The following is a 13,235-nucleotide window of genomic DNA, read 5'->3' as shown; positions in this document are numbered from 1 at the left end:
AGACAATGGTAGAAAAACGCATTCAGCCACTTGCCCGCGATGCAATGGCCTATGTTCTCGCCGGCGGCCGGGGGAGCCGTCTGAAGGAACTCACCGACCGACGCGCCAAGCCCGCGGTCTATTTCGGCGGCAAGTCGCGCATCATCGATTTCGCGCTGTCCAACGCGCTGAACTCCGGTATCCGTCGCATCGGCGTCGCGACGCAATACAAGGCGCACTCGCTGATCCGCCACATGCAGCGCGGCTGGAACTTCTTCCGCCCCGAGCGCAACGAGAGCTTCGACATCCTGCCGGCCTCCCAGCGCGTCTCCGAGACGCAGTGGTATGAAGGCACGGCCGACGCGGTCTACCAGAACATCGACATCATCCAGGACTACGGCGTCGAATACATGGTCATCCTCGCCGGCGACCATGTCTACAAGATGGACTACGAATACATGCTGCAGCAGCATGTCGACAGCGGCGCCGACGTCACCATCGGCTGCCTCGAAGTGCCGCGCATGGAAGCCGTGGGCTTCGGTGTCGTGCATGTCGACGAGACCGACCGCATCATCGATTTCGTCGAAAAGCCCGCCGATCCGCCGGCCATTCCCGGCAAGCCGGACAGCGCCTTCGCCTCGATGGGCATCTACGTCTTCCGCACCAAGTTCCTGATCGAGGAACTGCGCCGGGACGCCGCCGACCCGAATTCCAGCCGCGACTTCGGCAAGGACATCATTCCCTATATCGTCAAGAACGGTAAGGCCGTCGCCCACCGCTTCGCCAATTCCTGCGTGCGCTCCGATTTCGAGCGCGAGCCCTACTGGCGCGACGTCGGAACCATCGATGCCTACTGGCAGGCCAATATCGACCTGACGGCGATCGTTCCCGAACTCGACATCTACGACAAGTCCTGGCCGATCTGGACCTATGCCGAGATCTCGCCGCCGGCGAAGTTCGTCCACGACGACGAAAACCGCCGCGGCTCTGCGACCTCCTCGGTCATCGCCGGCGATTGCATCATCTCCGGTGCCACGCTGAACAACAGCCTGCTCTTTACCGGTGTGCGCGCCAACTCCTACTCAAAGCTTGAGGGCGCCGTCGTGCTCCCGAGCGTAAAGATCGGCCGCCACGCGCAGCTGACGAATGTCGTGATCGACCACGGCGTCGTCATTCCGGAAGGCCTTGTTGTTGGTGACGACCCGGTTCTGGACGCCAAGCGTTTCCGCCGCTCCGAAGGCGGGATTTGCCTCATCACGCAGCCGATGATCGACAAGCTGGATATGTAAACGATGAAAGTTCTTTCGGTTTCGTCCGAAGTCTTCCCATTGATAAAGACAGGGGGCCTGGCCGATGTGGCCGGCGCCCTGCCGATCGCGCTGAAGCGCTTCGGCATCGAAACCAAGACGCTGATGCCCGGCTATCCCGCGGTGATGAAGGTCATACGCGACCCCGTCGTGCGCATGCGCTTCGACGATTTGCTCGGCGAACCGGCAACGGTTCTGGAGGTCAATCACGAGGGGCTCGATATCCTCGTCCTCGACGCGCCCGCCTATTACGACCGCTCCGGCGGCCCCTATCTGGACGCAACAGGCAAGGACTACCACGACAACTGGCGCCGCTTTGCCGCGCTCTCGCTTGCCGGCGCCGAGATCGCCGCCGGGCTGATGCCCGGTTGGCGCCCGGACGTCGTCCATGCGCATGACTGGCAGGCGGCGATGACGCCCGTCTACATGCGTTTTTACCCGACGCCCGAACTTCCCAGCATCCTTACCATCCACAACATCGCCTTCCAGGGCCAGTTCAGCGCCGAGATCTTCTCCGGCCTGCGCCTTCCCCCGCAGGCCTTCTCGGTGGAAGCGCTGGAATATTACGGCAATATCGGCTTCCTGAAGGGTGGCCTGAAGACCGCGCACGCAATCACCACAGTCAGCCCATCCTATGCCGGCGAGATCCTGACCTCCGAATTCGGCATGGGCCTCGAAGGCGTCATCGCCAGCCGCATCGAGGCGTTGCACGGCATCGTCAACGGCATCGACCACGAGGTCTGGGACCCCGCAACCGACGCCGTGCTGCAGACCCATTACACCGGCGCGACGCTGAAGAACCGCGCCGCCAACCGCGCCGCCGTACAGGAATTCTTCGGCCTGCACGACGACAACGCGCCGATCTTCTGCATCATCAGCCGCCTGACCTGGCAGAAGGGCATGGACCTGATCGCCGCCTGCGCCGACGAGATCGTCGCCATGGGCGGCAAGCTCGCCATTCTGGGCTCCGGCGATCCGGCGCTTGAGGGCTCGCTGCTCGCCGCCTCCGCCCGCCATCCCGGCCGCATCGGCGTTTCGATCGGTTACAACGAGCCGATGTCGCACCTGATGCAGGCAGGCTCCGACGCCATCATCATCCCCTCGCGCTTCGAGCCCTGCGGCCTCACACAGCTTTATGGCCTGCGCTATGGTTGCGTGCCGATCGTCGCCCATACGGGCGGCCTTGCCGATACCGTCATCGATGCCAATCACGCCGCACTTGCAGCCAAAGTGGCAACCGGGATACAATTCTCTCCGGTGACCGCTTCCGGTCTGTTGCAGGCAATCCGCCGTGCGCTACATCTCTATACCGATCAAAAGGTCTGGACCCAATTGCAAAAGCAGGGCATGAAATCGGATGTTTCGTGGGAGAAAAGCGCCGAGCGCTATGCTGCCCTCTATTCAAGCCTCGCCCCGAAAGGCAAGTGACAGAAAATGAACAAGTCCGTATCCACCACCCCCTATCAGGATCAGAAGCCCGGCACCTCGGGGCTCCGAAAGAAGGTTCCGGTATTCCAGCAGCCGAACTATGCGGAAAACTTCATCCAGTCGATTTTTGATTCGCTGGAAGGGTTTCAGGGCAAGACCCTCGTCATCGGCGGCGACGGACGCTACTACAACAAGGAAGTCATTCAGAAGGCGATCAAGATGGCCGCCGCCAATGGCTTCGGCAAGGTCATCGTCGGCAAGGGCGGCATCCTCTCGACCCCGGCTGCCTCGCACGTGATCCGCAAATACAAGGCCTTCGGCGGCATCATTCTCTCCGCCAGCCATAACCCAGGCGGCCCGACCGAAGACTTCGGCATCAAGTACAACATCAGCAATGGCGGCCCGGCGCCGGAAAAGATCACCGACGCGATCTATGCGCGCACCAAGGTGATCGACACCTACAAGATCGCCGATTTCCCCGACGTCAATCTGGACCGTATCGGCAAGGACGAGCTGCCCGGCGGCATGCTGCTTTCGGTGCTGGACTCCGTCGAGGACTACACGGCGCTGATGGAAGAGCTGTTCGACTTCGGCGCCATCCGCAACCTGATAAGCCTCGGCTTCCGCATCGCGTTTGATGCGATGAGCGCCGTTACCGGCCCCTACGCCAAGGAAATCTTCGAAAACCGCCTCGGCGCCCCGTCCGGCTCGGTCCGCAACTTCATGCCGCTGCCCGATTTCGGCGGCCACCATCCGGACCCGAACCCGGTTCACTGCAAGGAACTCTACGACGAGATGATGGGCGACGACGCCCCTGATTTCGGCGCGGCTTCCGACGGCGACGGCGACCGCAACCTGATCATCGGCCGCGGCATCTTCGTCACCCCATCCGACAGCCTGGCGATCATCGCCGCCAACGCCAACCTCGCCCCCGGCTATTCCGGCGGCCTCACCGGTATCGCGCGCTCCATGCCGACCTCGGGTGCAGCCGACCGCGTCGCCGAAAAGCGCGGCATCGGCATGTATGAAACGCCGACCGGCTGGAAGTTCTTCGGCAACCTGCTCGACGCCAACATGGCGACGATCTGTGGCGAAGAGAGCGCCGGCACCGGCTCCAACCACGTGCGCGAAAAGGACGGCCTTTGGGCGGTCCTTATGTGGCTGAACATCCTGGCCGTGCGCGGCGAGAGCGTTCAGGACATCGTCACCCAGCACTGGCAGACCTACGGCCGCAACTACTATTCGCGCCACGACTACGAAGGCGTCGACACTGAAGCCGCCAACGGCCTGGTGGATAATCTCCGCGCCCAGCTTTCCAGCCTGCCCGGCAAGACCTTCGGCCCGCTGAAGGTCGAAAAGGCCGACGATTTCGCCTATCACGATCCGGTCGACAAGTCGGTGAGCGAACACCAGGGTATCCGCATCATGTTCGAAGGCGGCTCCCGCGTGGTCTTCCGCCTGTCGGGCACCGGCACGTCAGGCGCCACGCTGCGCGTCTACATCGAGCGCTACGAGCCCGATTCCAGCCGCCACAACATCGAGACCCAGGAAGCGCTGGCCGACCTCATCGCCGCCGCCGAAACCATCGCTGACATCAAGTCCCGCACCGGCCGCGACGCCCCTTCGGTGATCACCTGAGATAGCCTCTCTAATGCCCGATCGGGAGCAGCGGATGCCTCTACCCCCCTCTGCCCTGCCGGGCATCTCCCCCACAAGGGGGGAGATCGGCTGGGAGCACCGATCGGTATCCTTCCTCGAACTTAGCGTTTCCGCCAAGGCAACCTTTCAAGCTGGGCGAGCGCTAGCCGCTTGCGATCTCCCCCCTTGTGGGGGAGATGCCCGGCAGGGCAGAGGGGGGTAACACCACATGCCGACCTCCCTATTTGCCCAAAAACACAGCGCAACCCTAGCTAACTTTTACCTCGTACCTCCTACCGTGCAGCCCCCTCATCCGGCTGCCGCCACCTTCTCCCCGCTGGGGAGAAGAGACCCGGAGCGGGCCGCTCGCTCCATCTTCCCTTCGCCCCAACGGGGAGAAGGTGCCCGTAGGGCGGATGAGGGGGCCACAGGCACCACGTCAACCTTATTAAACCCACCCCCATCAACCATCCCCCCGGAACAAGGACCTAGCTCCCCATGCCCTTCGCTTCCGGCGTAACCCTCACCGCCACAGGCGCCATCTTCGTCGTGCGCTCCAGCGAGGCCACGAAGCTCCACCTCTGCCTCTTCGACCAGACCGGCCGCGAAACCGACCGCCTGCCGATGACGCGAGGAGAAGACGACCTCCACCACCTCTTCGTCGAGGGCATCGCCCCCGGCGCCCGCTACGGTTACCGCGCCAAAGGCACCTACGCCCCCGACGACGGCCTTTGGTTCGACCCCGCCAAACTCCTTGTCGACCCCTACGCGACGGAGGTCGACCGCCCCTTCCGCTACGACCCGCTGCTCTCGAAATTCGGCGCCGACACGCAACACCTCGTCCCCCGCGCGATCGTCACCCGCGACACCGCCGTCAAGCCCGCAGCCCCCATCTTCCGCCCCGGCGGCTTCATCTACGAAGTCGCCGTCCGCCCCTTCACCATGCAACACCCGGACGTGCCGGAGGCACAGCGCGGCACCATCGCGGCCCTTGCCCACCCCTCGGTCATCGCCCACCTCAAGCGCATCGGCGTCGACGCCATCGAGCTGATGCCGATTACCGCCTGGATCGACGAGCGCCACCTCCCCCCGCTCGGCCTCACCAACGGCTGGGGCTACAACCCCGTCACCTTCATGGCGCTCGACCCGCGCCTCGCCCCGGGCGGCATGACAGAGCTGCGCGACACCGTCGCCAAGCTGCATGAGGCAGGCATCGGCGTCATCCTCGACCTCGTCTTCAACCACACCGGCGAAAGCGACCGCTTCGGCCCGACGCTCTCCATGCGCGGCCTCGACAACCGATCGCTGCTGCGCCACGTCCCCGGCCAACCCGGCACGCTGGTCAACGACACCGGCACCGGCAACACGGTGGCCTGCGACCACCCCTATGTCCGCCAGCTGATCGTCGACACGCTCCGCCATTTCGTGGCTAACGCCGGCATCGACGGCTTCCGCTTCGACCTCGCGCCGATCATCGGCCGCACCGCATCAGGCTTCGAGGCCCACGGCGAAACGCTGAAGGCGATGCTCGACGACGAGGTTCTGCGCGACCGCATCATGATCGCCGAACCCTGGGACATCGGCCCCGGCGGCTACCAGCTCGGCAACTTCCCCGCCCCCTTCCTCGAATGGAACGACCGCGCCCGCGACGACCTCAGATGCTATTGGCGCGGCGACCACTACAAGACCGGCGCTCTGGCCTCGGCACTGTCAGGCTCCTCCGACATCTTCGCCCGGGGCGGCGCCACCGCCACCCGCAGCGTCAACTTCCTCGCCGCCCATGACGGCTTCACGCTCAACGACCTCGTCTCCTACGCCGGCAAGCACAACGAGGCCAACGGCGAGGACAACCGCGACGGCCACAACGAGAACCACTCCTGGAACAACGGCATCGAAGGCGAGACCGACGATCCCGCAATCATCGCGCGCCGCCGCTCCGACCTGAAAGCTCTCATTTCCACGCTATTCACGACGCGCGGCACGGTGATGCTGACGGCCGGCGACGAAGGCGGCCGCAGCCAGCGCGGCAACAACAATGCCTATTGCCAGGACAACGCCATCACCTGGGTCGACTGGGCAGCACTCGACGAAGATCTGATCGCCCACACCGCCTTCGTCTCGGCACTGCGCAAACGCTTCGATGTCTTCGCGCAGTTCGCCTTCTTCAAGGGCGATGGCGACGTCACCTGGATCGCGCCCTCAGGCCAGCCGATGGCCGTGTCGGATTGGGAAACGCCAGATTTCGCCACGCTCGGCATGATCGTTCAAACCGAGGACGTACACACCGGCAAACAAATCAGGCTGGCCGTGCTCTTCAACCGCGCCCAATCACAACAGACGTTTTCGCTGCCCGCCGATGCGACATGGCGCCGGGCTGAAGAAGAGGAAGGCTCCGAGCCGCAGAACCAGGCGCGCGTGGCGGCCCGATCCGTTTCTTTTCTTGTAGGAAATTGACGCGCCCGTAAGTTGTACTAATATCCTTGTCGTAATTGTCACGAAGCCATTGTAAGTCTTTTCGAAGCAGCTTTTTTCAAGAGGAATTGATGGTCAAGGAAATCTCGCTCGCGGATGTCCGCGGGCTGGTCGGCACGGAAGCCGGCCTTTCTGATTGGATCGTCGTCGATCAGACGATGATCAATGCCTTCGCCGACGCCACCCACGACCACCAGTTCATCCATGTCGATCCGGCCCGCGCCGCCGACAGCCCCTTTGGCGGCACGATCGCCCATGGTTTCCTGACGCTCTCGCTCTTGTCGGCGATGAACTACGACTGCCTGCCCAAGGTGCGCGAACAGACCATGGGCATCAACTATGGCTTCGACACCGTCCGCTTCGTCGCCCCGGTCAAATCCGGCGCCCGCATCCGCGGCCACTTCATCCTCGCCGAAGCCCGCTTCCGCGGCGGCGGCATGCTGATGACCACCTACGACGTATCGATCGAGATCGAAAACGAACGCAAGCCGGCGCTGACAGCCCGCTGGACGACGATCATCCAGTTCGACCCGAAGGATCGGCCGGAGGACCACTAGGCGGGACGGATATAGCGCGCGGAGGGCGGCGATGAGCTTGGTTGAGAATGAACAGATCAAGCTCCTGGCCAACGCGCTGGACCGGGCATCCACCGCCTGCTTCACGGTCGGCATCGTCACCCCGATCGCAGGCGTGCTCTACGGGATCGGCAATTTCATTCAGACACCCAGCCTGTGGCTTGTCTGCTATCTTGCAGGTTGGCTTTTGATTGCTGCGATACTACATTCTCTGGCGAGACGAACGCTGAAGGGATTGAAGCCATGAACACTGGCGCCTTGCTGTTCATATCATTCGGCCTACCGGCTATTATCGGCATCCTCGCCTATGCCGTTGTTCTTTGGCACGAACGCGAGTGGCGCAAGCATCGCGATCAGCCGGGCGAGTAGGTCGGCTACGCCAGCCCCGCACGCGACGTCATGCTCGGTCTTGTGCCGAGCATCTGCCTTGGGTCAATCAGCACTGGACGTGAATTGCCGTTACACGACGGCGGGCTGAGGCTGCGGCCCTCACAGCCTTGAGCCATAACCGTTGAACCCTCGGAGACGTGCTTAGATCCTCGGGACAAGCCAGAGGAGGACGTCGCGCAAGGGGAAGCAAATCGGGGACGGCGCCCTCGCACCATCCCCGATCTCATAATCACAACACGGCGAAGCTCAGTGCCCCGCATCCTCAGCGCCCTCGGCGAGCAGGCCGAACACGAAGTCCGCGAAGGAGCGCCAGCATTCCACCCGGAACGTGTCCTCCTCGGTGCGGAAGAGCACGATCTCGGCCTTGCCGAACAGCGTGCGCGAGCAGGCGCCGACGGGGAAGGCTTCGAGCGACAAATCCTGCGGGCAACCGGTGGAGATCGTCGTTTCGGCACCGGGGCCGGAGACGATGATCGCGACGTTGCGGTGCGAGACGTCGGTTGCCGAATGCACGACGCCCACGTCCTTCAGCGCGCCCATGAGGTCGGCGCCGCTCTCGTCGATGACCAGCCATTCGTCCGGCCCAAGCCAAAGAGCGGCGCGGCCGCCCTTGCGACCCGAGGTCTTCGGCGCGTCGGGAATGGTGACGCCGAGCGCCGACGAAATAGCCGAAAGCGATTCCGCCGGTGCGCGAAGCGCAACGCGCGTGGCGTGAGGCGCCGCCGTCAGCCGTACGCTGGCGGAGCCGCCCTGCTTGCCCGTGAGAACGGATGTGCGAACTGCCGTATCAGCCATTGATGCGGCCTCCTTCCTTGTCAAAGAACACCATATCCGTCACCTCGACCGCGATCGTCTTGTCCGGCATCGGCACATAGAGCGTCTCGCCCATCCGCTTGCGGCCACCGGCGACCAGCGCGAAGGCGATCGACTTGCCAAGGTTTTCCGACCAGTAGGACGAGGTGACGTGACCGAGCATCGTCATCGGCTTCGGCTCGTTCGGGTTGGCCACGACCTGCGCGCCCTCTTCGAGCACCAGCGTCGGGTCCTTGGTGACGAGGCCGACCAGCTGCTTGCGGCCTTCCTTGACGAGATCCGGCCGCTTCAGGCCGCGAATGCCGACGAAGTCGGTCTTCTTCTTCGACACCGCCCAGTTGAGGCCGGCATCGTCAGGCGTCACGGTGCCATCCGTGTCCTGGCCGACGATGATATAGCCCTTCTCGGCGCGAAGCACGTGCATCGTCTCCGTGCCGTAGACGCAGGCGCCTAGCGGCTCTGCATTGGCCCAGACGGCTTCGAGAACCGACCGGCCGTAATCGGCCGGCACGTTGATTTCAAAGCCGGTCTCGCCGGTGAACGACACGCGGAAGAGACGCGCCGGAACGCCCATGACCGTGCACTCGGCAACGCTCATATGCGGGAAGGCCTCGTTGGAGATATCGACGCCTTCCACCAGCGGAGCTATGATCTCGCGCGCCTTCGGACCCTGCACGGCGATGACCGCCCACTGCTCGGTCACAGACGTCAGCCACACCTTCAGATGCGGGAATTCGGTCTGCAGATAGTCTTCCATGTGGTTCAACACGCGCGGCGCGCCGCCCGTCGTCGTCGTCACGTGGAAGCGATCGTCGGCCAGACGCCCGACGACGCCGTCGTCATAAACGAAGCCATCGTCGCGGGTCATGATGCCGTAGCGGCACTTGCCCGGCTTCAGCGTGTCCCAGGCGTTGGTATACATCAGGTTCATGAACTCGGCCGCGTCAGGTCCGACGACCTCGATCTTGCCGAGCGTCGAGGCATCGAACACGCCGGCAACATCACGCGCCGTCTTGCATTCGCGCGCGACCGCCTGGTGCATGGTTTCGCCGGCGCGTGGGTAGAACCACGCACGCTTCCAGTTGCCGACATCCTCGAACACCGCCCCCTGGGCTTCTTCCCACTGATGCAGCGGCGTCTTGCGCGTCGGGTCGAACAGCTCGCCACGCGAATGCGCGATCAGCGTGCCGTAGGTGACAGGCGTGTAGGGCGCGCGGAAGGTGGTGAGACCGACCTGCGGGATCTCCTTGCCCAGCATCTCGGCGGCAATCGCCAGACCGTGCATGTTGGAGAGCTTGCCCTGGTCGGAGGCCATGCCGTTGGTCGTGAAGCGCTTGATGTGCTCGATCGAGTGCATCCCCTCGCGCACGGCAAGGCGGATATCCTTGGCGCAGACGTCGTGCTGGAAATCGATGAAGGCCTTGGCGCTGGTCTCCGGACCCGCCCCTTCGGCCGCACCGATCATGCCGCCGGTCCATTGATGCGCCTGCTCGGCCGAGATGCTGATCTTGCCAGCGGACGTCTTGCCGGCGGCCTGCGCCATCAGCTCGCCTGCCGCCAGCGATTCCTCGATCGTGCGCTGCAGGTCGTCGGTGCCGTTGCAGGCGCCGACGGAGAGGCAATCCTGGGCATAGGTGCCGGGCAGGAAGCGCTGCGTTTCCGGCTCGAACTTCACCTTGCCGCGCGACTGCGAGAACAGGTGCACGGAAGGCGTCCAGCCGGCGGAGACCAGCAGAGCATCGACCGCGATCTTGCGTGGCGAGCCGCCGCCGTTGCGGGCAACCGTCATCGACGAGATGCGCAGCTTGCCGGATGTGTTGACGACCGACTGGCCCGACAGAACATCGATGCCGAGCGAACGGGCCTCGGCCAACACGGCCGCACCCGGCGTCTGCCGGCAATCAACGATCGCCGCGATCTCGACGCCCGCGCGCTTCAGATCGAAGGCTGCCTCATAGGCCGAGTCATGCGCCGTATAGACACCGACCTTCTGGCCGACGGCAACGCCGTACTGGTTGAGATACATGCGCGCGGCGGATGCCAGCATGATGCCGGGACGGTCGTTGTTCGGGAACACCATGTGGCGCTCGATGGCGCCGTTGGCGAGGATGACGCGCTTGGCGCGCAGCTGCCACAGACGCTCGCGCGGCAGATGGCGGCTCGGGTTCGCGACATGGTCGGTCACGCGCTCGGCGAGGCCGACGAAATTGTGGTTGTAGTAGCCGAAAGCGGTGGTGCGGGTCAGCGCCTGCACATTGTCCATCGCCTTCAGAGCAGCAACCGTCTTCTGCGCCCACTCGTAGCCGGAAAGGCCGTCGATCGTGACACCGCTATCGTAGCGCAGAGCGCCGCCGACATCGGCCTGCTCGTCGCAGAGGATGACCTTTGCGCCGGTCTGCGCCGCAGCCAATGCCGCCGAAAGGCCAGCCACGCCGGCGCCGACGACAAGCACGTCGCAATGCGCGTAACGGCCGGCGTAATGATCCGGGTCGGCTTCCTTCGGCGCAACGCCGAGGCCGGCCGCGCGGCGGATGATCGGCTCGTAGAGGCTCTTCCAGGCGGCCTTCGGCCACATGAAGGTCTTGTAGTAGAAGCCGGCCGCAAAGAACGGCGAGAGCAGGTTGTTGATGCCGCCGATATCGAAGGCGAGCGACGGGAAGCGGTTCTGCGATTCGACGATCATGCCGTCGAACACTTCCTGCACCGTGGCGCGCACGTTCGGCTGCTTGCGGGCGGCGTCACGTGACACGTCGATCAGCGCGTTCGGCTCCTCGGCGCCGGCAGACAAGATGCCGCGCGGGCGGTGATACTTGAACGAGCGGCCGACCAGATGGATGTTGTTGGCAATCAGCGCCGAGGCGACAGTGTCGCCCTCGAGCGCGGTATAGGTCTTGCCGTCGAAGGTGAAGCGCGCGGTCTTGGCGGGCGTCAGGCGGCCCTTGCCTGATATGCGGTTCGCAGCACTCATTTCGCTTCTCCTTCGAGCTGCTCATAGGTCTCGACGGGAGCATGGGGCGCGGCCGCGGCACCGATATCGGGCTTCGGCTCGCCGGCCTTGTACGTCATGATGAACTTGTCGCTGATCGTGTCGCGCGCTGCGTTGAAGAAGCGGCCGCATCCGTGCTGGTGGCGCCAGCGTTCGAAGATCAGACCCTTCGGGTTGTCGCGCAGGAAGAAGAACTCCTCGAACTGTTCGTCGGAGATCTCGGCGATATTGGTCGGGCGGGCGATATGCGCATCGCCGGCGCCGCGGAATTCGAGCTCTGAGCGCTCTTCCTGACAGTATGGGCAATAGATAAGAAGCATGATGTCCTCGTGTCAGTGCGCGACGGCTGCGGCGGCGGCTTCGTCGATCAGACGGCCGGTGCGGAAGCGGTCCAGCGTCAGGCCGGCATTGAACTTGTGCGCCTCGTCGCGGGCAATGAGGTGCGCGAAGAGATTGGCCGAGCCGGGCGTCGCCTTGAAGCCGCCGGTGCCCCAGCCGCAGTTGACGTAGAGCCCCGGAACCGGCGTCTTCGACTGGATGGCCGAACGATCAGGCGTATTGTCGACGATACCGCCCCACTGGCGCATCATCTTGACGCGGCGGAACATCGGGAAGAGCTCGCAGATGGCATCGAGGGTATGCGTGATGATCTGCAGGCCGCCGGTCTGGCTGTAGGAATTGTACTGGTCGGTGCCGGCGCCGATGACGAGCTCGCCCTTGTCGGACTGCGAGATATAGGCATGCACCGTGTTGGACATGACCACGCAGGGGAAGATCGGCTTCAGCGGTTCCGATACCAGCGCCTGCAGCGGGCTTGATTGCAGCGGCACGCGCACATCGGCCATATTCATGACCGTGGTCGTGTGGCCGGCGGCCGAAACGCCCACCTTCTTGGCGCCGATGAAGCCGCGCGACGTCTCGACACCGGTGACGCGACCGTCGGGGCCACGGCGGATGCCGGTCACTTCGCAATTCTGGATGATGTGGACGCCGCGATCGGACGCAGCACGCGCATAGCCCCAGGCAACCGCATCGTGGCGCGCCGTGCCGCCGCGACGCTGCAGGGCGGCACCATTGATCGGATAGCGGGCACTGGCGGAGATATCGAGCGGCGGACAATAAGCCTTGGCCTGCTCCGGCGTCAGCCATTCATTGTCGATGCCGTAGAGGCGATTGGCATGGATATGGCGCTTGAAGGATTGCTGGTCGTGCACATTGTGCGACAGCATCATCACGCCGCGCGGCGAGTACATGACATTGTAGTTGAGATCCTGCGAGAGGTTCTCCCAGAGCTTCATCGAATGCTCGTAGATGTGCATGCTCTCTTCATAGAGATAGTTCGAGCGGATGATGGTCGTGTTACGGCCGGTATTGCCGCCGCCGAGCCAGCCCTTTTCGAGCACCGCGACATTGGTGATGCCATGCTCCTTGGCCAGATAATAGGCCGCGCCCAGGCCATGTCCGCCGCCACCGATGATGATGACGTCGTATTCGGCGCGCGGCTCCGGCGACGTCCATTGCTTGTCCCAGCCCTTGTGGCCCCTCAGAGCCTCACGTGCCACGGCAAAAACCGAATATCTGCGCATCCGCCTTGATCTCCTTGCGGGGAAAATCCCCTGTCGTCGGCCATACAAATCGCAAATCGAA

11 protein-coding genes are annotated in these 13,235 nt (G+C 63.8%); 7 read left to right on the top strand and 4 right to left on the bottom strand.

Translation table 11 applies throughout. From position 1 onward, the window contains the following. Positions 1-5: 5 nt before the first annotated feature. The 7 genes from glgC (at position 6) to AC1DOG_RS16810 (ending at position 7,768) form a co-directional block, all read left to right on the top strand. Positions 6-1,268: a glucose-1-phosphate adenylyltransferase gene (gene glgC / locus AC1DOG_RS16840; protein WP_018899809.1), complete on the top strand. Its 1,263-nt coding sequence runs from the start codon at positions 6-8 to the stop codon at positions 1,266-1,268. A 3-nt stretch (positions 1,269-1,271) separates the two neighbouring features. Continuing rightward, entirely contained in the window at positions 1,272-2,714 is a 1,443-nt protein-coding gene (gene glgA, locus AC1DOG_RS16835) for a glycogen synthase GlgA (RefSeq protein WP_047509604.1), read from the top strand. 6 nt (positions 2,715-2,720) lie between these two features. Beyond that, complete coding sequence (locus AC1DOG_RS16830) at positions 2,721-4,352, top strand: alpha-D-glucose phosphate-specific phosphoglucomutase (RefSeq protein WP_111563428.1); 1,632 nt, start codon at positions 2,721-2,723, stop codon at positions 4,350-4,352. A gap of 498 nt (positions 4,353-4,850) precedes the next feature. Further along, on the top strand, positions 4,851-6,806 hold the full coding sequence (gene glgX, locus AC1DOG_RS16825) for a glycogen debranching protein GlgX (RefSeq protein ID WP_477929562.1): 1,956 nt from the start codon (positions 4,851-4,853) through the stop codon (positions 6,804-6,806). 89 nt (positions 6,807-6,895) lie between these two features. Beyond that, entirely contained in the window at positions 6,896-7,381 is a 486-nt protein-coding gene (locus AC1DOG_RS16820) for a MaoC family dehydratase (RefSeq protein ID WP_477929560.1), read from the top strand. A 31-nt stretch (positions 7,382-7,412) separates the two neighbouring features. After that, on the top strand, positions 7,413-7,646 hold the full coding sequence (locus AC1DOG_RS16815) for a hypothetical protein (protein WP_113197877.1): 234 nt from the start codon (positions 7,413-7,415) through the stop codon (positions 7,644-7,646). Then, complete coding sequence (locus AC1DOG_RS16810) at positions 7,643-7,768, top strand: hypothetical protein (RefSeq protein WP_402931316.1); 126 nt, start codon at positions 7,643-7,645, stop codon at positions 7,766-7,768. The genes AC1DOG_RS16815 and AC1DOG_RS16810 overlap by 4 nt, the downstream gene beginning before the upstream one ends. A 267-nt stretch (positions 7,769-8,035) precedes the next feature. Here the strand turns inward: AC1DOG_RS16810 and AC1DOG_RS16805 are convergent, their stop codons facing one another. The 4 genes from AC1DOG_RS16805 to AC1DOG_RS16790 are packed head-to-tail and all read right to left on the bottom strand — an operon-like array spanning position 8,036 to position 13,174. Next, the gene (locus AC1DOG_RS16805) at positions 8,036-8,584 is read right to left on the bottom strand and encodes a sarcosine oxidase subunit gamma (RefSeq protein ID WP_477929557.1); all 549 of its coding nucleotides are present in this window, start codon (positions 8,582-8,584) and stop codon (positions 8,036-8,038) included. Then, positions 8,577-11,570 (bottom strand): sarcosine oxidase subunit alpha, encoded by a 2,994-nt coding sequence (locus AC1DOG_RS16800; protein ID WP_477929555.1) that lies wholly within the window; start codon positions 11,568-11,570, stop codon positions 8,577-8,579. Before AC1DOG_RS16800 ends, AC1DOG_RS16805 begins: the two co-directional genes overlap by 8 nt. Beyond that, positions 11,567-11,908 (bottom strand): sarcosine oxidase subunit delta, encoded by a 342-nt coding sequence (locus AC1DOG_RS16795; RefSeq protein ID WP_016557053.1) that lies wholly within the window; start codon positions 11,906-11,908, stop codon positions 11,567-11,569. Before AC1DOG_RS16795 ends, AC1DOG_RS16800 begins: the two co-directional genes overlap by 4 nt. A gap of 12 nt (positions 11,909-11,920) precedes the next feature. Then, entirely contained in the window at positions 11,921-13,174 is a 1,254-nt protein-coding gene (locus AC1DOG_RS16790; RefSeq protein WP_477929553.1) for a sarcosine oxidase subunit beta family protein, read from the bottom strand. Between the last annotated feature and the right edge of the window lie 61 nt (positions 13,175-13,235).

The organism is Rhizobium sp. 01N48, from assembly GCF_056399145.1.
Note: the sequence above shows the minus strand (reverse complement) of the source record. Positions and strands in the feature narration are given on the sequence as shown.

Bases quoted from the DNA above. Each gene is read 5' to 3' on its own strand.
- AC1DOG_RS16790 (WP_477929553.1), bottom strand. From the start codon at position 13,174: ATGCGCAGATATTCGGTTTTTGCCGTGGCACGTGAGGCTCTGAGGGGC.
- glgA (WP_047509604.1), top strand. From the start codon at position 1,272: ATGAAAGTTCTTTCGGTTTCGTCCGAAGTCTTCCCATTGATAAAGACA.
- AC1DOG_RS16830 (WP_111563428.1), top strand. From the start codon at position 2,721: ATGAACAAGTCCGTATCCACCACCCCCTATCAGGATCAGAAGCCCGGC.
- AC1DOG_RS16815 (WP_113197877.1), top strand. From the start codon at position 7,413: ATGAGCTTGGTTGAGAATGAACAGATCAAGCTCCTGGCCAACGCGCTG.
- AC1DOG_RS16800 (WP_477929555.1), bottom strand. From the start codon at position 11,570: ATGAGTGCTGCGAACCGCATATCAGGCAAGGGCCGCCTGACGCCCGCC.
- glgX (WP_477929562.1), top strand. From the start codon at position 4,851: ATGCCCTTCGCTTCCGGCGTAACCCTCACCGCCACAGGCGCCATCTTC.
- AC1DOG_RS16810 (WP_402931316.1), top strand. From the start codon at position 7,643: ATGAACACTGGCGCCTTGCTGTTCATATCATTCGGCCTACCGGCTATT.
- AC1DOG_RS16795 (WP_016557053.1), bottom strand. From the start codon at position 11,908: ATGCTTCTTATCTATTGCCCATACTGTCAGGAAGAGCGCTCAGAGCTC.
- AC1DOG_RS16820 (WP_477929560.1), top strand. From the start codon at position 6,896: ATGGTCAAGGAAATCTCGCTCGCGGATGTCCGCGGGCTGGTCGGCACG.
- AC1DOG_RS16805 (WP_477929557.1), bottom strand. From the start codon at position 8,584: ATGGCTGATACGGCAGTTCGCACATCCGTTCTCACGGGCAAGCAGGGC.
- glgC (WP_018899809.1), top strand. From the start codon at position 6: ATGGTAGAAAAACGCATTCAGCCACTTGCCCGCGATGCAATGGCCTAT.